At 62.6% G+C, this 23,363-nt stretch carries 23 protein-coding genes and 2 pseudogenes; 3 read left to right on the plus strand and 22 right to left on the minus strand.

Features of this window, described 5'->3' with window-relative positions; translation table 11 throughout:
- From ETQ85_RS26730 to ETQ85_RS24020, 16 genes and pseudogenes are all read right to left on the minus strand, one after another.
- Positions 1-477 (minus strand): annotated as a pseudogene (locus ETQ85_RS26730) (hypothetical protein); the annotation flags it as partial.
- Complete coding sequence (locus ETQ85_RS23945; protein ID WP_007182750.1) at positions 474-2,222, minus strand: ABC1 kinase family protein; 1,749 nt, start codon at positions 2,220-2,222, stop codon at positions 474-476. The gene ETQ85_RS23945 and the pseudogene ETQ85_RS26730, both read right to left, overlap by 4 nt.
- On the minus strand, positions 2,222-2,983 hold the full coding sequence (locus ETQ85_RS23950; RefSeq protein ID WP_246128888.1) for a DUF6781 family protein: 762 nt from the start codon (positions 2,981-2,983) through the stop codon (positions 2,222-2,224). The genes ETQ85_RS23945 and ETQ85_RS23950 overlap by 1 nt, the downstream gene beginning before the upstream one ends.
- A gap of 157 nt (positions 2,984-3,140) precedes the next feature.
- Positions 3,141-4,499, minus strand: coding sequence for an IS1182 family transposase (locus ETQ85_RS23955; protein WP_148581258.1), 1,359 nt, complete (start codon positions 4,497-4,499; stop codon positions 3,141-3,143).
- Between the two features lie 167 nt (positions 4,500-4,666).
- Positions 4,667-5,113: a DUF883 domain-containing protein gene (locus tag ETQ85_RS23960; RefSeq protein WP_007182752.1), complete on the minus strand. Its 447-nt coding sequence runs from the start codon at positions 5,111-5,113 to the stop codon at positions 4,667-4,669.
- Positions 5,114-5,200: 87 nt separating this feature from the next.
- Positions 5,201-5,788, minus strand: coding sequence for a hypothetical protein (locus ETQ85_RS23965; protein ID WP_011797837.1), 588 nt, complete (start codon positions 5,786-5,788; stop codon positions 5,201-5,203).
- 69 nt (positions 5,789-5,857) lie between these two features.
- Positions 5,858-6,475, minus strand: a complete 618-nt coding sequence (locus tag ETQ85_RS23970) for a TetR/AcrR family transcriptional regulator (RefSeq protein ID WP_148581559.1) — start codon at positions 6,473-6,475, stop codon at positions 5,858-5,860.
- A gap of 360 nt (positions 6,476-6,835) precedes the next feature.
- Positions 6,836-8,797 (minus strand): relaxase/mobilization nuclease and DUF3363 domain-containing protein, encoded by a 1,962-nt coding sequence (locus ETQ85_RS23975; protein ID WP_011797835.1) that lies wholly within the window; start codon positions 8,795-8,797, stop codon positions 6,836-6,838.
- Positions 8,798-9,311: 514 nt separating this feature from the next.
- Positions 9,312-9,863, minus strand: a complete 552-nt coding sequence (locus tag ETQ85_RS23980; protein WP_011797834.1) for a S26 family signal peptidase — start codon at positions 9,861-9,863, stop codon at positions 9,312-9,314.
- Positions 9,860-10,405: a DUF2840 domain-containing protein gene (locus tag ETQ85_RS23985; protein ID WP_011797833.1), complete on the minus strand. Its 546-nt coding sequence runs from the start codon at positions 10,403-10,405 to the stop codon at positions 9,860-9,862. The genes ETQ85_RS23980 and ETQ85_RS23985 overlap by 4 nt, the downstream gene beginning before the upstream one ends.
- Positions 10,402-10,644, minus strand: coding sequence for a hypothetical protein (locus ETQ85_RS23990; protein ID WP_011797832.1), 243 nt, complete (start codon positions 10,642-10,644; stop codon positions 10,402-10,404). The genes ETQ85_RS23985 and ETQ85_RS23990 overlap by 4 nt, the downstream gene beginning before the upstream one ends.
- Positions 10,641-11,279: a ParA family partition ATPase gene (gene parA / locus ETQ85_RS23995; protein ID WP_011797831.1), complete on the minus strand. Its 639-nt coding sequence runs from the start codon at positions 11,277-11,279 to the stop codon at positions 10,641-10,643. The genes ETQ85_RS23990 and parA overlap by 4 nt, the downstream gene beginning before the upstream one ends.
- Before the next feature lie 250 nt (positions 11,280-11,529).
- The gene (locus tag ETQ85_RS24005; RefSeq protein WP_011797830.1) at positions 11,530-12,381 is read right to left on the minus strand and encodes a replication initiator protein A; all 852 of its coding nucleotides are present in this window, start codon (positions 12,379-12,381) and stop codon (positions 11,530-11,532) included.
- 35 nt (positions 12,382-12,416) lie between these two features.
- A complete protein-coding gene (locus ETQ85_RS24010) occupies positions 12,417-12,719 on the minus strand; it encodes a helix-turn-helix domain-containing protein (protein ID WP_011797829.1) in 303 nt (100 codons plus the stop codon).
- Between the two features lie 84 nt (positions 12,720-12,803).
- Entirely contained in the window at positions 12,804-13,601 is a 798-nt protein-coding gene (locus ETQ85_RS24015; RefSeq protein ID WP_011797828.1) for a DUF2285 domain-containing protein, read from the minus strand.
- Positions 13,602-13,962: 361 nt separating this feature from the next.
- Entirely contained in the window at positions 13,963-14,313 is a 351-nt protein-coding gene (locus ETQ85_RS24020) for a DUF2958 domain-containing protein (protein WP_011797827.1), read from the minus strand.
- A gap of 442 nt (positions 14,314-14,755) precedes the next feature.
- Here ETQ85_RS24020 and ETQ85_RS24025 point away from each other — a divergent pair, with 442 nt between their 5' ends.
- On the plus strand, positions 14,756-15,052 hold the full coding sequence (locus tag ETQ85_RS24025; protein WP_011797826.1) for a helix-turn-helix domain-containing protein: 297 nt from the start codon (positions 14,756-14,758) through the stop codon (positions 15,050-15,052).
- 46 nt (positions 15,053-15,098) lie between these two features.
- On the opposite strand, the gene ETQ85_RS24030 is transcribed toward ETQ85_RS24025, so the two are convergent.
- From ETQ85_RS24030 to ETQ85_RS24050, 4 genes and pseudogenes are all read right to left on the minus strand, one after another.
- On the minus strand, positions 15,099-15,407 hold the full coding sequence (locus tag ETQ85_RS24030; RefSeq protein ID WP_011797825.1) for a DUF736 domain-containing protein: 309 nt from the start codon (positions 15,405-15,407) through the stop codon (positions 15,099-15,101).
- Between the two features lie 764 nt (positions 15,408-16,171).
- Positions 16,172-18,151, minus strand: coding sequence for a ParB/RepB/Spo0J family partition protein (locus tag ETQ85_RS24035; RefSeq protein WP_425473159.1), 1,980 nt, complete (start codon positions 18,149-18,151; stop codon positions 16,172-16,174).
- A gap of 677 nt (positions 18,152-18,828) precedes the next feature.
- A pseudogene (gene radC, locus ETQ85_RS24040) lies at positions 18,829-19,266 on the minus strand (RadC family protein); the annotation flags it as partial.
- 1,186 nt (positions 19,267-20,452) lie between these two features.
- Entirely contained in the window at positions 20,453-21,280 is an 828-nt protein-coding gene (locus ETQ85_RS24050; RefSeq protein ID WP_011797822.1) for a DUF932 domain-containing protein, read from the minus strand.
- 658 nt (positions 21,281-21,938) lie between these two features.
- Between ETQ85_RS24050 and ETQ85_RS24055 the strand changes: the two genes are divergently transcribed.
- Positions 21,939-22,451 carry a hypothetical protein gene (locus ETQ85_RS24055; protein ID WP_222862290.1) on the plus strand — a complete coding sequence of 171 codons (513 nt, stop codon included), beginning with the start codon at positions 21,939-21,941 and terminating at the stop codon, positions 22,449-22,451.
- Between the two features lie 33 nt (positions 22,452-22,484).
- Complete coding sequence (locus ETQ85_RS27530) at positions 22,485-22,637, plus strand: hypothetical protein (RefSeq protein WP_196812977.1); 153 nt, start codon at positions 22,485-22,487, stop codon at positions 22,635-22,637.
- 70 nt (positions 22,638-22,707) lie between these two features.
- Here ETQ85_RS27530 and ETQ85_RS24060 read toward each other — a convergent pair whose 3' ends face one another.
- Positions 22,708-23,001 (minus strand): helix-turn-helix domain-containing transcriptional regulator, encoded by a 294-nt coding sequence (locus tag ETQ85_RS24060; protein ID WP_020207067.1) that lies wholly within the window; start codon positions 22,999-23,001, stop codon positions 22,708-22,710.
- A gap of 16 nt (positions 23,002-23,017) precedes the next feature.
- Positions 23,018-23,359 (minus strand): type II toxin-antitoxin system RelE/ParE family toxin, encoded by a 342-nt coding sequence (locus ETQ85_RS24065; protein ID WP_011494290.1) that lies wholly within the window; start codon positions 23,357-23,359, stop codon positions 23,018-23,020.
- Between the last annotated feature and the right edge of the window lie 4 nt (positions 23,360-23,363).

Below are 23,363 nucleotides of genomic sequence, written 5' to 3' on the forward strand. Positions count from 1 at the left end.
CAGGAAGGCGCGCACCTGGTCTTCCGGGTAGTCGTTGGACAGCCATGCCAGCGAGGGCACCCGGTTGCCACGCGCCTGCAGGGCATGGAACAGCGCGTCGAAGCTTTCCGGGAGATTGCCGGCGATGAACCAGTAGAGCCGCTCGTCCACCCAGCGCCAGAGCGGATGCATGAACTCGCGGATGTCCTGCAGGATCACGCGCGCGCCCGGCGCCAGCCGGCCGATCTCCTCCTGGATGGCCTGCGCGGCGCTGATGTGGCCGTGGCCGATGGACGAGTAGAAGATGACGATCTTTCTGGGCGGGGCGGCTCCGACATCGCTCGCTGCTGGCACGTCCGAAGCCGGGTGCCGCGCCCGGCTGCGTTGCCGCACCAGCGCAAGCCATGCCAGGGCGACCAACAGGGTGAACGCGGCCGCCAGCGCCAGCGCGATGAGCGGGTCAGCACCGAACCCCTGCGCTGTCTGCGATCCGCTCATTCCTTGCCCCCGCTACGCCAGATCGAAAGCAGCAGCCAGAGGCTGCCGATGACGGCGCCGACGAAGCCGAGCAGGCCGAAGAAGGGTAGCCCCAGCAAGGTAGGACCGCCGGGCACCGTCATGACGATGGAGGAACCGATGATGAGGGCGGCGACGACGATGCCGACCACCAGCCGGTTGGCGGCGCTGTCAAGCTGGTTGCCGACACGCTTGAGGTGCGTGATGTCAATGTGGATTTCCAGCCGGCCGCGCCGGGCGGCGCGCAACAGCCGGGAGATATCCTGGGGCAGGCCGGCCACCAGGGAAAGCGCTTCGCTGACCCCTCGCCAGCCGCGTTGGAGGAGCGCAGTGGGTGCATAACGTGCCCGTAGCGCCTGTTCCAGCAAAGGCATCGCCTCGCCGGCCATGTCGAAGTCGGGGTCGAGCTCGCGGCCCATGCCTTCGAGCGAGATGAAGGCCTTGATCAGCAGACTCAGATCGGGCGGCAAGGCCAGCTGGTGCTGACGCAAAATGGCCACCAAGTCGGAGAGCATGGCACCGAGCCGGAGCTGCTTGAGCGCCACGCCGTGGTACTGCTGCACAAAAGTCTGGATTTCCACAAGCAGGCCGTCCTCATCCATGGCGCCGTCGCCGGTCCAGTCGAGCATCACGTCGGCGACGCGGCGCGGCTCGTGCTTGACCAGCCCCAGCAGCAGGCCGGTCAACTGGTCGCGGCGCACCTCGGTGAGCCGCCCGACCATGCCGAAGTCGATGAAGGCGATGCGGTTGCCGGGCAGGTAAAACACGTTGCCGGGGTGCGGGTCGGCGTGGAAGAAGCCGTCCTCGACGATCATCTTCAACACTGCGTGCGCGCCCCGGCGGGCGAGGACCTTGCGGTCGAGGCCGGCCTCGTCGACGGTGGCAAGCTTGCGCCCGGAAATGCCGGCTATGAATTCCTGCACGCACACCCGTTCGCCGGTCCATTGCCAATAGACGCGGGGGATGATGATGATTGGGAGCGCCGGAGGCGGTTCAGGCGCAGCTTCGGCAGAGGCGTCGCCGGTGGGCTCGTCTTTGTCGGTATAGCCGGCAAAATTCTCCGCGATGTGCTCGGCATTGCGGCATTCGCCAGCGAAATCGAGTTCGCGCCGCAGCGACTGGCTAAACTGGCGCACCACTTCCTGCGGGCGAAAGGCGCGCAGTTCCGGACTTTCCCCCTCAGCGAGTTTCGCCAGTCTGGCGAGCCAGCGCAGGTCGGCTTCGATGATCGGCCGGATGCCTGGCCGACGTACTTTGACTACCACCTCGCTGCCGTCTTCGAGGCGGGCGCGGTGCACCTGTGCGACGGAGGCGGCCGCCAGCGGCTCGGGGTCGAAGGCGGCGAACACCTCCTCGGGCGGTGCGCCCAGGTCTTCGGTGAGCTGCTGACGTATCCCGGCGTAGGAGGCAGCGGGTGCGCTGTCCTGTAGCTTGCCGAATTCGGCGATCCATTCTGGCTCGAACAGGTCGATGCGGGTGGCAAGCACCTGGCCTAGCTTGACGAAGGTCGGCCCCAATTCCTCCAGCGCGCGCCGCACCCGGGCGGGCGGGTCGAGATGAGCCAGTTCCTGCGCTTCGTTCCAGTGCAGCGCCCGCCCGGCCCGCTCCAGGGCATTGGCCAGTCCCATCCGGCGCACCATGTCGCCAAAGCCGTAGCGGATCAGGATCGAGGTGATGTCATGCAGGCGGCCGATGTCGCGCACTGCGGTCAGGGCCTGCCACAGCATCAGTTGCCCTTGCCTTGGGAATGGCCGGGTTTGACGTGATCGGCCAGGCCGGTGAGCACGCCGGCAGCGATTTGGCGCAGCAGGTCGGAAGTGGCTTGTGCCAGATGCAAGCCGGCAACAACCTGAGTGCGTCCCGCCGTGCCAAGCTGGTGCGTGATGACGGCCAGGGTTTCCTTCAACTGTGCGCGCACGGCGGAGCCATAGAGGCGGGCGTGCCTCGCCAGATCGGACAGGATTTCTCCTGCGGCATCCTTGGCACCCGAGGCCGAGCTTTGCAGGGTTTCCAGGAACATCGCCTCCAGGCTTTCCAGGTCGGTGCGCGCACGGGCGAGGTCCTCACGGGAAAATGTCTGCGCCCGGACCGCCGCTTCTTCCACCGCCAGTTTGGAGGCTTCGGCAAACTGCGCCAACGCCGCGTCCAGCCCAGCGACGGCCTGTTTGAGGCGTGTCCGCATGATTTCGGTTTGTGCCGCTGACTGCTGCAACTCCTTTTGTGCGCCGGCCCGCGCGCCGCTCAGCACGGCACGCGCGATCTGTCGCAGGGATTCGATATCGAGCGAGCGCGCACTGATCTTGCGCAAGGTGAGCTGCCGCACCATTTCCTGCACATCGTGACCCTGCTCGACGGCGCTACGCACTTCAGCTTCGAGCATCACTGCATCGTTACTGCCGCCAATATTGTTGCCTGTTTCGTTTTGCATGATAGTGATCCTCCTGAAGTGATGACCTGAACAACCGGGTGTCATGGCGGTGCCGCGCATAAAAATACCAGCAGCCCTGGTGGCTGCGATAGCTGTTACCTCATCGCGTCGCCTAGCAGCCTGTCGGTCTTGAACCGGCCAGGTCGATAAAATGGGGCCTGAAAGGCCGAATTTCGCTGATTTTTGTCGTAAGACGCACGATTTTCCCTTGTTTTTGCTACTGCGGACGCAATACGGCCATGCGCTTCAAATTCCAGGCGAGGCAAACCAGTGTCCATTCACCGGTGACTTTCTTCAGGCCGCGCAGGGAGAACTGACGAAAGCCCAGCACGGACTTGATGATGCCGAACACGGGCTCGACGGTTTGCTTGCGCAACGCGTAGAGGGCTCGGCCCGCCTTCGTTTTCAGCTTGTGCGCCATGGCCTGGGCGGGCGTGGCATCAGCTGGCAAGGCAGCCGGCTCGGTAAAGCGTTCCGTCGGCGCCGGATGATGCTCATCCCGCTTCACCGCAATGAACGGCTCAATACTGCTCTCTTCGCAGGCACTGACATTCTTGGCGCTGTAAAAACCCGTATCCGCCACCAGTGCCTGCGGCCGACCCAGTGAGGCCGGCAGCGCTGCCAGTTGCTCAAGCATCGGCACCACCTGTTCCTTGTCATTGCAGGCTTGCGTCACGTTTAGTGAGACAACCAGCATCGTGCCCGTATCAACCGCTGCCTGCGCGTTATACGCTTGCTCAAAGCCGCCGCCGGCAACCGGCATGATGCGCGATTGTTCATCCGTCAAATTGAGCTGGTCTTGCGCCTTCGGCCCGGCAACCGGCGGTTTCGGCGGCTTGCCACCGGGTTTCTTGCCGCTTTCCTTAGCCTTGGCTTCTCGACGCGCCAACTTGCCTTCGTACTCGGCTTGCTCTTTCTCAAAGCGGGCTTTCGCACGTTCTTCGATCTTGGCCTTGGCGGCTGCCATAGCCCCCAGTCGGGCCTGGCGTCGAGCAATTTCCTCCGGCAGATTCATGCCATCCGGCACGGCGGATTGGTCGGCCTGTTCGGCCGTCGCCAGCAAGGACTCAACTTCTGCCTTGAGCTGGATTTCCAGTTGCTCGATATGCCCGTGTGACAAAGCGCTGTGGCGCGAGGCGTTCGCCTTGATCTTGGTACCGTCCAGACTGATCGTGCCCAGCTTCAGGAGCTTCATTTCCCGCGCCATCTCCAGTACTTGCACGAACAGGCCAGCCAACTCGTCGAGAAAGCGCCGACGAAAGCTCGCCAGGGTGTCGTGGTCAGGGTGGGTGCCAGCCGCAATGAAGCGAAACGCCACCGAGTCGTAGGTCGCCCGCTCTATCTTTCGGCTTGAGAAGACGCCGTTGGCGTAGCCATACACCAGCAATGCCAATAATACCGAGGGGTGATACGCCGCGCTGCCACGACCCGCGTAGGCTTTCTCCAGGGCACTGACGTCGAGTCCATCAATCACCTCAACAATAAACCGGGCAAGGTGGTCTTCCGGCAGCCATTCATCGACCGAGGGCGGGAGCAGATAACCGGTCTGGCGGTCTACAGGATGGAAGCGGCTCATTTCTCAGGATCAGTTCGGTGGGCAAGTGCGCATTATCCCATTCGCGCTGCGTTAGTCCGACAGGCTGCTAGGCGCGGGCCTTCCACGACCCGTCCGCCGATGCGACCAGGTCGTGCGTGCCAAGAGCTACTTGTTGATGGTGTCTTTGGCCTTCCGGGCCATTTCCGTCATCGCATCCAATCCTGCATTGCATCCAGTGCCTTGTTGGCGGCCTCCCTGGTGGCGGCAACTGCTTTCTGGGCTGCATCCCTGGCGGCTTCTGCGGCGTGCTGGGCCGCGTCTTTACCGGACCCCGCCACTTTTTTGGCCGCTTCCTCGGCCTTCTGCGCCGCTTCCATGGTGGCTACAGTCGCTTGATTGGCCGCTTCCGAGATTTTTTGCAGTGCCTCCCGGATGGCTTCCGTGGTTTTGTCGACGGCGGTGGCCTCGAACTCGGCAAGTCGGCCTTGGGCCGTCTTCAGGTTTTTCCGAAGGCCGATGCGCAAGTCGGCGACCTTCTCGCTGGCTTGATCGGTAGTAGCCTGCAAGAGCGCATCGGCATCGGCGACAATCTGCTTTATGTCGGCAATCAGTTTGTCTTTGGTCGTGGAACTGGGTGTGTTGGATTTAGACATGGCATACCTCTCGATCAGTGATAAAAATAAAAAATGAAAGCGCAACGCTGTGAAAATTTATCGGGCAAGCAGCCTGCCCGATAAGGGTTACTTCGTCACGGCATCTTTGACGTTCCGAGCCGTTTCCTTGGTTGCCTCAAGCGCCTTGTCGGCAGCCTCTCGGGTGGCTTCAGTGGTTTTCTGTGCGGCGTCCCGCGTGGCTTCGGCCGCTTTCTGCGCAGCCTCTTTGCCAGATTTGGCCGCCTTTTTGGCGGCTTCTTCGGCTTTCTGTGCAGCTTCCTTGGTGGCTACGGCTGCTTTTTTAGCGGCTTCCTCGGCCTTCTGCGCGGCTTCCTTGGTGGCTGCGGTTGCTTTTCGAGTGGCTTCTGCGGTCTTGCGTACAGCCAGCTTGGCGGCTTCATCAGCATCCCGTGCCGCCTGCCGGGCAGCTTCCGCGGTTTTCTGCGAGGCTTCACTGACGGCCTGCTCAGCCTTATCTACAGCCAGCTTGGCGGCTTCTGCGGCTTTGCGCGTCGCCTCTTTGGCTTCCTCGGCCGCCTTCTTCGCACCTTCCTCCGCTTTCTGCAGCACGGACACCTTGGCCGGCTCGACCGGCTTTGCCGCGGGGTCTTCCGCCGCCTGTGCACTTGCGCCGATCACCAGTACCGACAGGACTAACCATTTTTGTAGTTTCATCGCTTCTTCTCCTTGCAGTTATAGAGCAGGGTACGTCTGCTCCGCACGTTTGCCCTAGACAGGGCGTTGTTATGGATTTTCCTCGTTGATTCCGCCGAGACCGTTGCGTAGCAAGCCGACGATATGCCGCGCAATGGCCTGGGGGTCTTCCTGCTGGTGGGTGTAGCCCGGCAGGAAACGTCGCACCGACTGGGTTTCAAAGGGATAGAGCACCAAGCCGATTATCGAAACGGCAAGCCGATGGGCGTCATGGCCCGGAGCGAGTTCTGCGGCGAAATCGCGCAGTGCGTTGAACAGGTCTCTAAAAACGCAGTCCACCAGGCTACGTTGGCGCCGTTCATCGCTGTCCAGCAGCACCCATTGCATCAGGCGTAGAAAGTCCCGCTCGGCGGCGAGTAGGTTCGCAAGCCGCGTGATGAATGCCTCGATCCGCTCCCAGGGATTTCCTCCACCGTCCAGGAGTGTCTTCAAGGGCCCCACCTTTTCTTCGAAGGCATAGCCGACCGCATCCAGATAGAGCTGCTCCTTGTCCGAAAAGTGGTGGTAGAGGGCGGCAGGCGTCACACCCACGGCAGCCGCGATATCACGCATCGAAACCCCGTCAAATCCGACCGTTGCGAAGAGCGGAACCGACCGTTCCAGCACCTCTTCGCGCATCTTTTTCTTCTTGGGGGCTTTCTCAGCCATCGAATTCCTCCTGAGTCGGGCGATTCTGAAACTAAACGAACGTTTATTAGAACATCGCCATTGGCACCTTGCAAGTGAATTTTCGGATGAGTGCGCGTCGCAAAGTCCGCGAGTCGACGCTTTGTTGCCAGCGTCAATTAAATTCTGGGTCAAACTTGTCACCGGAAACCTGCGTCAGTGCTTGTGCTACAGCAAACGTGAAAAGGGCCAGAGAGAACTCTGGCCCTTTCGATTCGCGCCTCGTGGCTGCAAACCCGGCATTTGTCGACCAAGGCGCGCGTCGTAGTGGATGAGCTGGCATCCCAATGCCAGCCGGTTTCGCCTTGGGTTGTGGCTTGAGAGACGCAAAGCCGAACCATCTCAGCCGATTGACGGCCCGCGTTGCCGCCCGAACTCCCACGACACCCCGCCACCACGCACTACGGCGGTCAAAGTCTGCCCCAGCCGTTGCTCGATCACTGGCTTCCACGGCACCAGGCTGAAGCCTATGCCGTCATCAAGCATCGCGAAGCGGCCGCTGGCGAGTTGGACGCTGCGCCGGTAGACGCCGGTGATGCGCTCGCCATCGGCCACCGGCCGATGCGCCAGGCCGGTTTCGGCCGCGATGCGCCCGCCCGCAGCCTCCACCTCCCTGCCGCGCAGTGTCGCCAGCAGGTTGCGGGCGAGGATTAGCCGCTGCCCGCGTCGTTCAGCCAGTCCCTGATCGATCAGGAAGTTGGCTCGCTGCCGTAACGCATTGCGTACCTCTCCGCCGAAACCGTTGTCGGCGATGCCGCTGGCTCCGCCGATCAATTGCTGATCTAACCATGTCGCACCGATCACAAAAGCCTGTCGTTCAATGGGCAGATGCGAACGTAACTCCACTGACACGCCACCCAGTCGCTGCATGTCGTATTGCCGACCTTGCTCAGGCAGTTCCACTGGCACGCGCCAGACGCCCTCGGCGATGCGCTCGACAATGCCAGCCCGACGCAGTGCCTCCAGCCGCCGAACATGTGCATCGATCACCTCGTGCGGATCGCGTCCGGACGTGGCCTGCGCCTTGGCAACGGCGAGGTGATGATCGGTACGGTAGAGGCCATCGACTGCCAGCGCGACAATGTTCTTATCAGCCGCCCGGAATTCGACTGAACCGCGTGCTTCGACTATGGTGCCGACCGGGTACTGCGCCAGCTCCATCTTGGCAGGCAACGCCACATAGTGCGCCTTGCCGTCGATGCCATCGACTACCAGATAGCCCTTGTCGTACAGCTCGTCCGCAAGCCCTTTACCGGCTACCCGGCCGATAACGGAACGGCTATCTTGGCCTGGCTGAAACACGGCCAGGTCGCGCTGCGCACCTCCCATGGCCCGCTGCATGGTGCGGATGATGTCGCCGCGTTCGCCCATCGCTCGCAGCACGGGTTCGGCATCGGCGTGAACCACCCAGACGCCGGGCTGTTGCTCGCTCGCCAACCCCATGCGTTGCAGCCGCTGCAAACGACCCACCAGTAGCACGCGCTGCTGTCGCAGATTCGGATCGCTGGCCGGCTGATCCACATGGTTCAGCCCATCCTTTGCCTCGCGTTGCAGCGTGCGGTCCAAGCTGGTCCACCGCTCCTGATCGACCTCCCGCACCAGTGTGCGCTGGATCTCCAGTTCGATGCGCGGCCCCAGCCATTCGGTGGACAGCTCCGCAGCGCGCTCGCGCATGCCGCGGGTGATGTAGGCCTGCGAAATGATGAGGTCCTTGCCCGTGTCATCCTTGCCGTGCAATACGATGTGCGTGTGCGGGTTGTCGGTGTTCCAGTGGTTCACCGCCACCCAGTCCAGCCGGCTGCCCAGATCGGCCTCCATACGGCCCATCAGGTGGCGCGTGTAGGTGCGCAGGTCATCGAGCTGTTCGGCATCCTCGGGCGAGACGATCAAGCGGAACTGGTGCCGAACTTCCCGGCCACGTTCCTCGAAAGCCGGCAAGTCCGCTTCATCGGTCATTGGCCCATAGGCCTTGCCGGCGTCCTGCTCGCGGCCGACGCCTTCGCGCTCGATGTAGCGCAGGTGCGTGATGGTTGAACGCGCACCGGCCTGCTTGAGGTAGACCAGCCGCACCTTGACGGTGGCACGCCGAGAGGTCGCAGATAGCGACTGCCCGGTGAAGCGCGCAGCCACATGGCCCCGCCCCAGACGTGATCCGGGTGTCTTTCCCGGTTTGCGGCCAGTCGAGTTGGCCCCCTTGCTGGCCTGCCGCAGCACCTGCGAGACGAAGGCTTGGCCGCGCTGCTTGGGTGCGCCGGGCCGGATGCTAAAACGGTCTTCACCATCCGAGTTGCCGCGCCTGCTCATGCGGATACTCCAGCCACGGCCATCCGACCAGGGCGTGCCATGCACGCGGTTTCGCCAATGCCCACAAGGCTTTGGCGAACTTGACGGCACGGTGCCGCCAAATAGCGCGTGCCGCGCCAACCCCACGTGCAGACTCGCTTATGGGCCGGCAGCGTGCCGGACCCTTCAATCTTGCCCTGCACCTTCCCCCTGCCTGACGGCACGGGTCTGCGGTGCCCCGGCGGCGCTGCGTCCCGCGCAGCCTGCCAGCCGACGAGCGCCAACCATGCCTGCGGCATGGCGCGCTCGGGGCAAGCCATCTGCACGTTGGGGCGCACGCAAACGTGCGCGAAAGCGTGCGAAGAACTGTTCCTCAAACGCAGCAACGGATGCAGGGCAAAGCGCGGTGCAAATGCATTCAAGCTGCACGCACAATGAGGTTGTGCCAGCATCGGCAACGACAAGTCCGATAGCACGTCAACGCAAAAGCGAGGCCGTAAAGATCCTCGGTCAGTCTGCATGCAGCCGGTCGATTTCATGGTTGCTTCTCCAGGTAGACCGACTGCGCCGTACCGATCACGGCGGATGCAGCAATCGGCCCGAAATACCGGCTGTCGAACGACGCCGGATTGGTGACACTGAGCAGAAACAGTTCACCTTCGGCAAGCGCCCGACACTGCTGCCAGGAAAGCAGCGGACGCCCCATCCGGTCGGTGCGCAACACGGCGGCCACCGGCACGCCGTCAATGCGCACAACACCATTGACGATGCAAACGTCTTGAGGAGCAACCGCACCGATACGTTTGAGCAGCGGAATGTGTGGCGGCAGGTAGCCACGCTGCGCAGCCAGTGCGGCCGCTTCTGCCGGAAGCCGGGCCAGCACGATGCTGCCGACGTGCAGCGAGTCGGCTGGCGAAGTGACCGATTCGATGCGATACCAGCCGACCGGCACACTGTTGGACGGGTTGTAGACGACATGTGCCGAAGGCATCGCAAAGGATGCCCAGGCCATCGCAGCAAGGCCGCAAGTGGACAGCACTGCCAACACAAGGTGAGCGCACAGACGCGAGCGAGGTTTGGCAGTCATTGCAATTCCTTCCCGGCGAGCCAGGCGGCATGCCGCTCGGCGGTGTATTGCGGCAGCGCCAGGTGTGCGGAGAGACGGTTGCCCAGCGTGCGCCAGTACGCTGGCGACACGTCGATGGGGGCGATACCCAGTGCTTCGATGGCGTCTATCAATGGCAGCACGGCCTGCACCTGTCGTTCACCTTCGGCGTGCAGCAGGATGCGCGCGCCGGGGTGTATGCCGGGAATGCGCTGCACTGCGTCCAGCGGCGTGCAGGCCTGCATCACCATGAGCTGCCAGCGGGTCGTACCGTAGTCGTTGGACTCCCAGCGGATGCGGCAGAAGATGAACGCCGGCAGGAACACCGCGCTGCGCCGCCAGCGGTCGAGCTGGATAGTGCGCGCCGGGTTGCCGAAGCGCAGATAGAGGTTGATGCGCTTGTCCACGTAAGCGAGTGCCACGCGGGTCAGCGGCACATTGCCGACTTGGCCGGTAAGTGCGGGCAGCGATGGCGGTGGCGCAGCCGCGCTTGTTGTTGGTTGGACCTGCGTGTTTGTATTCATGGTGTCTTCTCCGGGAACTCATGTTCCAGCAAGGCGCGCAGCAGTTCGGCCACCGTGGTGCCTTGGGTGAAAGCTGAGACCTTGATGCGAGCGCGTAGCGCGGGCGTCACGTCGAGGGTCAGGCGCGCGGTGTAGAGATCGCCCTTGTTGATGTCTGCACCTTCACCCTGGCGAATCCAGGCTTCGGCTTGCGGATTCGCCGGTGGACGTGCGCCGATGGCGATGCGCTTGCTGGTCATGGCGACCACCGCAGCAGCTCATCAACCAACGCAGTGATCTCACGCGCGGCAGCGCTGTCCGGCACCAGTTCGCGTGCAAGCCGACCAGCGGCCACGCTGTCGGCAAAGACGATACGCTGGCGAATCTCCGCACGCAGTGCTGGCAGCGGTTGATCGGCGAGCGAGTTGCGCGCCTCGCGCCCGATGACCGTGGTACTGACCCGCCGGTTGATGACGAAGGCCGCGCGCAGCGTTGGCCTGAAGACCTGGGCCTCGCGGATCAACGCCACCATCTCGGCGCTGGCCCAAACGTCGTAAGGACTGGGTTGCACCGGGATCAGCACGCAGTCGGCCGCCAGCAGCGCGGAGCGCGCGAGTGCGGCGATTCTGGGTGGACCATCAATAACGATGTGATCGCAGCGCCTGGCCAGTTCTGGCGCTTCCTGGTGCAGGGTTTCCCTTGCCAAGCCGACTGCGCTGAACAATCTGGGCAGCCCTTGCTGGCTGCGCCGTTGTGTCCAATCCAGGGATGACCCTTGCGGATCGGCATCCAGCAGGATGACTTGCTTGCCCTGCATCGCTAGTTCACCGGCGATGTGGGTGGCGAGCGTGGTCTTGCCGACCCCGCCTTTTTGGTTGAGCAAGGCGATGATCATGGCCTTGCTCCTGCTGGCAAACGGTTTTGAAAGCGGGGTTCAAAGCCGGTTTCAGCACTTATCCACCGAACCGGCACGCTCTTATTAAAAGTTAGAGGTTTTAAGTTAGGTAAGTTAAGGGAGGCGGGAACCCGCGCCGTTACTGGCTTTGCGGGCGATTCGTACTCCTGATAGCACGAGAGACGTACTCCCGATAGCACGAGCCACCTTGCGCCTGATAGCACGAGGTCATTCACAGGTTGTCCACGACTTATCCCCGTGCCGTTTGCGGCACGGGCCGGAAAGCCAGGATTTCCGGCTCTCCCGGCAATCGCTCGATGCTCAGGGTGTAACCCGGCAACGACTGCCGTGCCACCAAGGCACGCAGGTCGTAGGCGAAGTCCGAGAAGCGTGCCGAGCTGCCCGATTTGCGGTGCAGGTGCGGGAAGTCGAACTGCCAGCCACCGGGCTGTTTGCCACCGTGTTTGCGCACCAGGCGGTACAGCCAGCGCTCGATACCGCCCGTGAGCTTGAAATACGCCGGGTCGATGGTCAGTACCAGGGCTTCGTCCAGCACGCCGGCATAGAACCAGTCCGGCAGAATCAATTCGAGGCCCAGCGGAACCCCCTTGCTGTCGGCCCGCTCCTTCCACTCGTTGATCCACGAGAAGCGGTGCAGGCGTCTGCCTGTTGTTTCCCGGATCGAAGTCGCCACGCTGGTGGACTGCAAGCGGTCCAGCGCCGCCTTCAGGCGCTGGTAGTCGTGCAGCGACGTACCGCGCCCGATGAAGCGCAGGATCTCGTAGGGAGTGGCTTGCATCCGGCGCGAACTGCGAATGCCAGCATCCCGCGCTTCCACGATCTGGCTGGCGGCCCAGATCAGGATATCGGCATCCCAGATCGTGGCGATGCCATGCTCGGCCGTGCCTTCCACGCGCACGGTTACGCCGCCGGAACGAAAGTCGATCGGCGCAATACGCCGCGACTTGGCTAGCGAGAAGAACGGATAGGCCATCAAGTCCTGGGCGTCGCGCGGCGCCATGTCGCCCGGCAGCGCGCGAAACAGGTCGAGCTGTTCGTGCTGCTGCATAGTCTGCGCTGGCAGCAGCGATGGGCTGGACATGGCGAGCGTCACCGGCGTGCCTGGCTTGCCTAAGGTCAGCGGCGACCATGCTGACCATCGCGGCTGTCGCCAGAGTGGCGCTCGGCGTATTCGGGGTCGGAAGTGGCCTCGAAGCTACGGGCATCCGCCCAGGTTTCGAGGTCGGCCACCGCGTACATGACACGTCGACCGAACTTGCGGAAGCGCGGCCCGCCGCCGATCACGCGCTGTTTTTCCAATGTGCGCGGCGACAGCCGCAGGAACTCGGCGGCCTCGTCGTTGGTCAGGTAGCGCACAGGCTGTGCGGGTTGCTGCGTGGCAGCGGGTGCGGCAGCGGGCCGCAAGGGGACTGGTCTCATGGTGTGAACCTCCATCGGTCAGGATCGCCGGCCACAAGAGCGTGACCGGATGGAGGCCAGTCTCAAGAAAGCGCGGCGTTCTGCTCAGGGACGTTTTGCGTCCGATGCAAAACGTCCCTGCTCAAGCGGCGGAAGCTGTGCGAGGCGGCGATAGCCGCCGCGCATCAGCTTTTTCCCGCGTTGCACCAAGCGGCGCACGCGGGCGCGCAGATCGCCATCAGCGTGCCAGCCCTCGGCCACGGCATCGGGGCCGAACAGCACGTCGGCCACCGTGCGCAAAGACGCACCCGCCAGGGTGCCGTCGAGCGCCTGTAGGGTGTGTAGTTCCAGCAATGACGACGGGGATGGACGCGGTTTGACCACTCCCGCAGGCGTGGTGTTGCTGGCCTCCTGCAGCTTGTTCAGTTCGCCCGCCAGCGCGCGATAGCGGACGCAAGGAGCTTGGCAGGCGCGGATGGCGTAGACGTAAGCCATGCCGTCCTCCAGCGCGGGCGCGAGCGCCATACGCAGGCAGCAGCCCGGTTGCCGAACGATCAGCACCAGGCGCCGGCCGTCATGGATCAGTTGCTTGTGGCCGGGAATGCGCCAGAATTCGAAGAGGCCGGCATTGGGTGGCGGATCAGCATCGGGATAGAGCTGCACCACGGTATCGTGGTCGGGGAACCAGGCCGGGTGCGCGTCCCGCGCATCCTGGCCGGGATCTTCCAGCAGGCGCAGGCCCCAGCGCTGCGCCACCTCGGGGTGGCGCTGACGGCGTAGCCAGTCGCGCCGGTAGTCCAGGTCGCGCCGCAGGTATTCCCAGGCCAAGGCCGGGCCGTCCAGGTGCAGGACATAGAGATACGCGGCGCTCGGACGCCAATGATCGGAACTCAACTCTGCCATGGCGCAACCTCCTGTCGGATAGCAGGAACAGTCGCCACGGGCATCGGTGCTACGAAGCTATGGAGTCATCGTCAAAACGTCATGGGGCATTTAATAAACTGGCAGTGTCAAGCCCAATGGACTCCGAAGCGTTGCAGGGGGTGTCCGAATGCGACGGCTGCGCAACCGGAAATGGTGCGCAGTATCCGAACACGGTGCCGCAAGGCTCACCAGGCATCGTGACTGTTTGGGTCGTGTTTGCACCGCTGCGGTGCATAGTCTGGATTGATGCGATCAGGGTCTGAACTGAGACCGAAATAGACACAGTACGCCGGAGGCGGCAGCGCCTGGATGGCCCGCCGCAGCGGGCCATGCGGTTCTATCAGTCGATGATCGAACCGTTGATGCGGGCGAGCCGCGCATAGTCTGACAGTGTGCGCTGCGCAACGAAATACAGATCCCGCTCGATGGGCAGCTTCAACGGTCCGACGATGGACGCCAGCTCGGATATCCGCACGTTGCCCAGCTCGGGCATGCCGATTCCGACATCGCACAGGCCAAAGGCCGTATCGCCATCCTCGGGATCGAGTTCGGTGAGCAGCCAGGTCGCGTGCGCGTCCGGGGTGAACAGCTTGACGACGGGCGTCGGGTCAATGTCCTGGCCTTCGGCACTGGCTCGGCTATTGGCGAGCAGTTGGGCGCGTTGTTCGTCGGTGATAAGAGATTGGGTCATGGTCGCTTCCTTCAAAGGGTTCACTCCACGGCGGAGCAAGGCGACTGGGGCGCACGTGCCAAGCGCAGCCGTCATACCCCAACACGGTCCGGTGCGGGCCGGGGTTGACGGCAAGCGGCGTGCGCCAGACTCGCGCACTTTTCCGCTGCGGGGTGAACCTGAGAGCGGCCAGGATGCCCACAAAGCCGATGACGCACGAAACCGTATTGCTGGATGCACAGAAAGCCTCGGATGTGCCAATAAGGATTTACGGAAGATCGCAAAAGCGTACAGATGGAAGTCAACGAATCCACGGAAGCACAGAAACACGAATCCGGCTTTACGCAGAAGCGCAAAAGCGCAATAAAGAGCGAGAGGCCGCTATCCAACATGGTAGGCCGAAATAGCCAATGAGTTAAAGATAACGTGGTTTTAATTGTGCTGTTAATCGACGCTTCTGTGCATGCAGAAGCGATCAATCCAGCGTGGCCGCCCGGCCGGCGCCACCACATTCGAGGCCGAACCGGCACAAGCCTTCGGCGCCGCGGTGCGCGCGCTGAGAACAGAGCAAGGGGTTGCCCAGGAGACGCTCGCCCACCTGGCGGGCATCGAACGCTCGCACATGGGCAAGATTGAGCGCGGCGAACACATGCCCACGCTGGCGATCATTCTCAAGATCGCACGGGCGCTGGGTTGCAGTTCGGCCGACTTGATGACGGCGACGGAAAGCCGTCTGACTGCTTCCGAGCCGGAGCACTGACCGTCAGGGAATGCCCCGCCACGATGGGCGGGGCGCAAGGGCGGCGTCAGTCGCCCTTGCTGCGCGACCAGATCAGGTTGTGCGTGCCGTCCTCGCCTTCGATGAGGCGGGCGTAGACGGTGGCCGGGAACGAAGGATCGTCCAGGCTCGCCGACAGGTAAGGCCGCTCGGCCTGGCTGATTTTCTTCCATGCTGCGCCGACTTCCAGCCCGTTGGCTGCCTGGATGCGGTAGTCGGGAGCGTTCTCGCTGGTCTTGTCGTTCTGGATGAATTTGACCTTGACGTTGAGCGTCAGGGTGCGAAGCGTGCCGGTGAAGCCGTCTTTGTCTGCGGTGAAGGTGCCGATGTTAGCCATGATGAAGTTTCCTTTCGGGGTTGCAAGATCGCGCCCATCGCGTCCTTGTCGGTGATCCGCCCGGCGAGGGACGGGCTGGCCGCACCGCATAGCGGCCGCAACAGCGTGGAGGACCGGGAGGCCCAAAGAATTTGTTGCGCGAGGAAGGCGCACAGCGCCAGGGAAATTGTTTGGGCCAGACGGTTGCAGCCATGAAGCCCGAGGCGTAAGCCGTGCCCTTGCCAGGATTCACGACAAGCCAAGGACGCAGGGGTCGAACTGGCCCGAATGGAGCGATGGCTAACTCGGCATTCCCGCAGGAAGGCAGCGCCGGCATGCGCCTTGATGTCGGTAAGGTCTGGCTGGGAACGACTGGCGGGAACGCTCCCGGTATCAGACGGCAAACGGGTTGAAGCGTGGCGTGAAATCTTCATGGCAAGGCTGTGCGGCGTGTCGGTGAACCGTCCTTCGTGATGTAACTGACGGCCAACCGTCAGCATCATGGACGGCGCGCATTTGCACAACCGGCAGCAGCAAGGTGCAGCGCACCCCAGCCCCCGCCCGCTGCGGCGGGGGCTCTACCTGGGCAAGTGCATCGCACGCGCAGGCCCGGCATGGGCCGGAGTGCCTGTCGATTCGGCGCCCCGCCATGACGGCGGGGCGCGCTTTTGGTTTTTTGGGGGGGCTTGTCGGCTGTTAGACCGGGCGCGGCACACTTGCCGCGCCCGATTTTTCAAGAAAATACCCCGGCGCATTTTGCGCCGGGGCCATTTGTCATTGCTACCTTACGCAGCCAGCGCCTCGGCCACTGCCTCCATCTCGATGACAGCCTCCTGCGCAGCTTCCTCTGGCGTGTCGTTCGTCGCGTTCTGCGAACTTTCCTGCTGCGCGTCGTCCTGCGCCGCGCTAGTGCTGTCCTCGCTCTTGAACATGGCAGGCATCCAGCCCGTTCCCTCGGCCAGCCGCTCGGCCTCGCTGGCAATGTCGGCCTTCTTGATCTTCGCCAGTCGGCTGACATTTCCGGGTGCAAACTGCTGCACAGCTTCCAGAATCACCGCCTTGGAGACGTGGGAGAAATACCCCTCGGCAGTCGGCTTCCACCATGCCGCCATGTCCAACCCGACCGCCTGAGCCAACACCTTACCCGACGCATCGTGTTCCCGCGAAGAAACTACATCCACGGTCGATGCCACGCACACCGCCAGCAGCCGCACCAGTTCATCCTGCGACAGTGCCAGCAGCACCGCGAACAGTTCGGCATCGTCCTCCGGCAGCTTCTCACCGCATGCCTGCTGTAGTTCCCGCAAGGCGACAGCGGCAGGCGATTGCGGCCAGTCCGGGGCGTAGCCTTCCAGTCTGTCCTGTGGACGGATGCTGATGCCGATGGGCAGCTCTACCGCATGGGCGTCCTGCAAGACCCGCTGCACCATGCCATGCACCAGCGCGGCCAGCGATGCCTGCGGATTGCGCGCCAGTTCGATTTGCAGTGCCGCAGTGCGGTGGGCGCTCAAACGGCGTGCCAGTTTCTCGGAGATTCCGGCCTTCTTCGGCTCGGGGCTGTCCTCGTCCTCGGTGTCTTCCGAGTCGATACCGCCTTGCACCCTCGCCAGCGTGCGCAACGCCTTGGCCTCGGCATCGCGCAGCAGACCGCGATGAATGACAGGCTCGCCCTGCCGATCAAGGGTGACGATGGCACCAGCAGCAGCGCGAACAGTCGAGCCATAGGCCAGCAATTCGGCTTCTAGCGCCTCCAGTTGCTCACCCAGGCGTTCGCCTTCTTCCTGCAAGGCCTCGGCCTTCTCTTCATCCTCGGCCTCAAGGGCGGCATCCAAGGCTTCCCCGACTTCCAGTACCTTCGCTTGCAGCTTGGCGATGCGCTTGGCCTCGCGGGCATTGGGCTTGCGCCGTTCCTTCGGCGCACGCTGGAAGGCTTGCAGGTCGGCATAGGTGGCGGCGGGCACCGCCTCCACCCACGCCCAACCCTCGCGGCGCACCTCGTCGGCAATGCCTGCCAGCTTGTCTTGCGCCAGCCGGTCGATCAATGCCGCATCGGTCAAATAGATACCTTGGTCAGCATCCGCGAACAGGTCGCGCCGGATGCCACCACCTGCGGCCTCGTAGGCTTCCAGCCCGACAAAGCGCACCAGCGGATGGCGATGGGCGTCGATTTCCCGCTCGGTCAGTCGTTCGCGCAAGGCGGTCGGGTTGCGCTGCCAGTTCGGCGCATCGTAGAACGCGGCTTCCTGTGCGGCGTGGTCGTCGGTGATCGCCAATGCCATCAACTGGTCAAGGTTCACGGTATCGGCCCGGTAGTCGGCCATCAAGCGCGGCGAGACATTCGCCAGCTTCAAGCGGCGCTGCACCACCAGCGGGGTCACGCCAAAGTCTGCGGCGATGTCTTCGATGGGTCGGCCTTCCGCGATCAAGTCGGCGAACGCCTCGAACTGGTCGGCGGGGTGCATGGCTTCGCGCTGCACGTTCTCGGTCAGGCTGGCAGTGCGGGCCGAGGCATCGGCCACCAGCAGGCAAGGCACCGCGTAATCCTTGGCAATGCGCCGTTTCTTAGCCAGCAATTTCAATGCCGCAAGGCGACGGCCACCGGCCACCACTTCGTAATGCTCGCCATCGCTGGCAAGAGTCACGGTCAGGTTTTGCAGCAGGCCTACGCGCTCAACGCTGGTGGCCAGTTCGGTGATGGAAGCGCCCAAGGTCTTGCGCACATTGCGCTTGGATGGGCGAAGCTGCGATAGCGGCACCAGCAGCATGTTTTGCGAGGGCGCAGCGGCTTCAAGGGCTTGGACTTCTTGATGGGTAACGGTGTTCATGGTGATAGCTCCTGTCCCGTGTCGGGACGAAAGAAAACAAAAAATGGAAGAACAAAACTCGCTGTCGATTCACGGTGTCGGTATCTGCATGCGCACTCTCCTGTGGTTTCAAAGCTGACCGGATTCCAAGATTCGGAGCCCGTTGTGGCTTTGGTTGGGTTCGGCGCAGAGACCCTGGGCCGGTCCCTGTTTGCCGCCGTCTTTCCTGAGTTCATCGCCCGCGAAAAACCGGGCCAGCAAGGGACAGGCTGTCAAGGAAGAAGCGCAGGGTTGGTGCGGCCCGCAGCCGCAGGCGAGGACACGGCCCTGCGCGCCTTGACGGCCGGGCACTGATGGCTACGGTCGCGGGAGAAAGCGATGAACTTGGGGAAGGACGAACAGCGGTCGATGGGCCAAGGGATGCGCTGAAACCAACGCAGCGCGGCGAGCGCCCCTGTGTGCCAGCGGCACACCTAGATGGATGGCTGTTGGCCGATCAGGTATAACCTGTTCGGCGGCATTGCAGGGGCGCCAAACAGAGTGCGGCGGGGATGGGCTGACCAGCCGATCCCCTGGAGGGCAAGCGCAGCGCGCAGCCGTATACGAGCGAAGCAAAAAGGGGGCGATGCCCCCTCGGGCTACAGCAGCCCACGTTCCGCAAAACTCATGATTTCATTGCCCGCCACGATTAAGTGATCCAACACCCGCACGTCCACCAGCGATAACGCGGTTTTCAGCGTCTGCGTCAATACCTCGTCCGCCCGCGACGGCTCGGCGACACCCGATGGATGGTTATGGCAAAAAATCACTGCCGCCGCATTGAGCGCAAGCGATTCCTTGACCACCTCGCGCGGATACACCGATGCCTGACTCACCGTGCCCCGGAACAGCTCGACGTATTCGATCAGGCGGTTCTGCGCATCGAGCATCAGTACAGCGAACACCTCGTGCTCCAAACCACCCAGTTTGACGCGCAGGAAGTCGCGCACCGCCTGCGGCGAAGTCAGAACCTCACGCCCGCGCAGTTGCGCACCCAGTAGCCGCTGCGCGGCCTGCAGCACCTCGTCGGCATTGGCCGGACGGTAGTCGCCCGCGACATCGCGAACGAGAAGGGAAGAATCGAGGGAAAGAGAAAGTTGCGACATGGTCTGCTCCGGTCTGTAGCGGGCGGAATTGCCCGAGACCGGCCCCAGCACGCTGTAGCGCAGTTGTCAGGGTTCACAGACGGCCGCCAGGACGCAAGCGCACACAGTGCGCGCAGACCTTGACAGCGAGAACAGCGTGGTACGTTGAAGGGAACAGCAAGGCCACCCCACCACCACACTCCATTGCCCTTGGGCAAGCGAAGCGCGCAGGCCGGGAACGCAGAGACGGACGAAGGTGTCAGGGATCAAAGCCGCATGGCCGCGACTCGGAACGAGGCGCGGGGCAACGCCCGCGAGCCCGACGGCGGAACGCCGGGACACACGTTTTGGTGTCGCTGAACAGACCGTTGAAGCTCCATAGCACTCCCAACTCATACGCCATTGCATCAGCCACCATTGACGATTGAAGAGCGAAAAAAAACCCGACGCAGGCCGGGTTTGAAACGCGTAAACGCGTCCCGTGCAGGGAGGTGACACGGGAGGTGCAAAACACCAAATTGGATTGTAGGTGGTCTGAGATGATCTCAAATACTTTTGCGCAATCGTGAATAAAACCTTGCCCAACATACCCCACAACGCCAATTACCGGCAGAGATTTCGACACCACCTCCCGTCGGACGGTCAGCTTGGCATTGCCCGGAACAAAAACGGTAGTGGGACGAATTGTTGCTCGAAGACGATTGATTCAACGTATCCCGAACAATGGAACCTTTGAGCACCGGGGGTGAGGACATAGGCAATCAAAGGGAAGTAGTCGGTCAATTGCTCGATCTTAACGACTTGAATTGGGTGTTCTTGAAATTGTTGAACGCCATAAAACTGACATTTGGAGGCTCGGGAATGGCCGGAATTTGTCGACAAGTGAAGGTGGCCAACAAGAGGCTCAGAGAAGGATGATCTCGCATCGTTGGACGCGATGACACGAGAGCACTGCCATGAATGCCTTTGCCGATGATGGCGAACACCTACAGCCATCGAGCGGTCGCATAGCGACCGCCGCCGCCGCGCGCCCAGACGGAACGGATGGGCGCGCGGCGGCCTGGCCTGGCCGCCGTTTTGCTGTGCCGTGTGCCTACGGTATCGAGGGGGCATTGCGCCCCCTCGCTGATTCAGCCGGTCAAGCCTTGAGCCGCTTCATGCCTTCGGCCAGCATCCACAATGCCCGGTTGATCTTGACGTTCTGGTCAATGCCTTGAATGGGCCGGGTGCTGTGCTTGCGCCCGGTGGCGGTGCGTCCATGTAATCCGCCTTGCGTCAAATTCTCCTGCACGCGGTTATAGGCGCTCCACAAGTCGGGCCGGTCGTCATCGCGGCGGCGCGGCATCAATAGCTGCGATTCGGTGATGGGCGCGGGTGCCGTCGGGTCGTCGTACTTGAGGGACAGCGCCGCATGGGCGAATACCTCGGCTTCGCCCCGGTCCAGCGTAATGGCGCGCATCTCGTCGCGGCGTTCGCGCACAAGGTCGAAGCCGTCCAGTACGTCATATGCACCCTCGATCACATGGCCGATCACGTCACCCTTGTGGGGGATGCGGACATCGGCCACCACGTCACCGCAGACCAGGCCGTTCTTACAGACAAATCTCAGCAAGCCCGCCATCATTTGATAACTGCTGGTGCCATCGTGTGAGTTCAGCAGAATGATTTCGTTGGCCTCCGCGCCATTGATCTGGTCGGCATGCCTGAGCCTGACCATATGTTTTGTGTGCTCGCGCTTGCCTTCATCACGTACACGGGTCTGGCACACCATGAAGGGTTGGAATCCTTCCTTGCGCAGTTCGGACAACACCGCGCCGGTTGCGATGTAACGATAACGGTCGGAGCGGCTTGCGTGCTTGTCTTCTGCAAAGATGGACGGAGCCACGGTGCGGATTTGGTCATCCGATAGCGGGTGATCGGCGCGTAGTACCGGGGAGCGGGAAGCGAAACGGGAACTGAGTTGCATGGTCTTTCTCCAAAAATTGAAGCTGTGGTTTCAAAGCTGACCGGATTCCAAGATTCGGAGCCCGTTGTGGCTTTGGTGGGTTCGGCGCAGAGACCTGGGCCGGTCCCTGTTTGCCGCCGTCTTTCCTGAGTTCATCGCCCGCGAAAGACCGGGCCAGCGAGGGACTGGCTGTCAAGGAAGCAAGCGCAGGGTTGGTGCGGCCCACAGCCAGCGGCGAGGACTCGGCCCTGCGCGCCTTGACAGCCAGGCACCGCTGGCTACGGTCGCGGGAGAAAGCGATGAACTTGGGGAAAGACGAACAGCGGCCGATGGGCCAGGGATGCGCTGAAACCAACGCCGCGCGGCAAGCGCCCCTGCGTGCAAAGGGCACGCCTAGCTGGATGTCTGTTGGCCGATCAGGCGTAGCCTGTTCGGCAGTCTTCGAGGGGCGCCAAACAGAGTGCGGCGGGGATGGGCTGTCAAGCCGATCCCCTGGAGGGAAAGCGCAGCGCGCAGGCAGGGAACGCAGAGACGGCCGGAGGCATCAGGGATCAAAGCCGGATGGCCATGACTCGACACGAGGCATGGGGCAACGCCCGCGAGCCCGGCGGCGGAACGCCGAGATGCCCGGATTGCGCGAAACTGGAGGTATTTCGTCTCAATCCAGAGGGAGCACACCTTGAACAACAAGATTCCAAATTCGGTCATCGGCGCAGTTGCCCCGGTCATTGCTGCGGCCTACTACAGTCACTCCAAACTGAATTCCCTTCTGAGGGAGAGCGGTGCGCCAGGAGATCCACCGGAAGGGAACCTCGAAGCCAAGTGCAGTATCTGGCTCAAGCGCTGCAACGACGATTCAAGCATCGATGCGCTGCAGGTTCTCGGTCAGCTCATTCAGCGATTCATGGATCAAGAGGTATCCGACCTATGGCCCCACGTCGGCGCGGATCAAGAACGCATCAGAGCGAGTTTGGCCACGAACCAGTTGTCGTATCAGACCAATGGCTTCATTACGTTGGCGGGATCGAGTCCGGCCGCCAAGACACTCGCTGACTATTTCAAGGCCCGGGACTTTGCGTCCATTGAAGCAGAGTTTGGTCGCGCAATTTCACAGATTGACCGCGACCCTCATGCGGCGATCACGGCATCCAGCGCCATCATCGAAGCGCTGGGGACCTCGAATTACACGTGATTTCGGCGTCATCAGTGAGCCAGGCGTTTGAATGTGCTTAGCAACGCGCGAGCGTGGTCGTTTCATGGACGCGGCATTGAGCCGCCGCAGATCGTGGCGTCTGAGGCCCGGCTGGCAGTCCATGCATCACACACGGTGGTTATTTTCGTCATGGAGCGCTGGCTAGGTGCGCAACCCAGGGACTGATCCGAAGCCACCACCAGGCGTTATCGTCTCCGTGGCCGTCAGTTGTCGCAGACCGACATCAATGCCACATTCAGGTGGCATGCGCTGGCACGGCGGGTGCAGCCAACGGCTGCACCGCCAGCCGCAGACCCATCGCCTTGAGGATTGCCCGCAAGCTGTTAAGTGCCGGATTGCCCTTCGGGGAGAGCGTGCGATAAAGCTGCGTCGGATTCAGGTGCGCCTGTTCGGCCACCGCCTGAACGCCGCCGAAGGCCTCGGCCATTTGACGCAGCACGATCAGCAGTTCGGCCTGGTCGCCATCTTCCAGAATGCCGTTGACCACTTCCAGCGCGAACGCGGGGTCGTTTCGGTACAACTCGGCCATCGCATCGTCATGGGGTCTACTTCTCATCATCTGTTCTCCGTTGCCAGTCTTGCCAGTAATCCACCGCCCGAGCGATGTCCGCGTCCTGAGTCTTCTTGTCGCCGCCGCACAGCAACAACACCACACGCCGGCCCGACAAGGCGTAGTACACCCGGTAGCCCGGCCCCGCATCGATGCGCAACTCCCACACGCCCTTGCGACAGAACTTGTGATCGCCAAAGTTGCCTTGCTCGATGCGAATGACGCGCCGTGCCACCGCAACCTTGGCTTGACCGTCGCGTAACCGCTTCAGCCATTCGATGTAGAAGTCCTTCTGCTCACCGAGAGTCAGGTAATGCTCAATCTCGTATGCTGCCATTTTC

Source organism: Zoogloea oleivorans (assembly GCF_008107625.1).
Lineage (GTDB): Bacteria > Pseudomonadota > Gammaproteobacteria > Burkholderiales > Rhodocyclaceae > Zoogloea > Zoogloea oleivorans.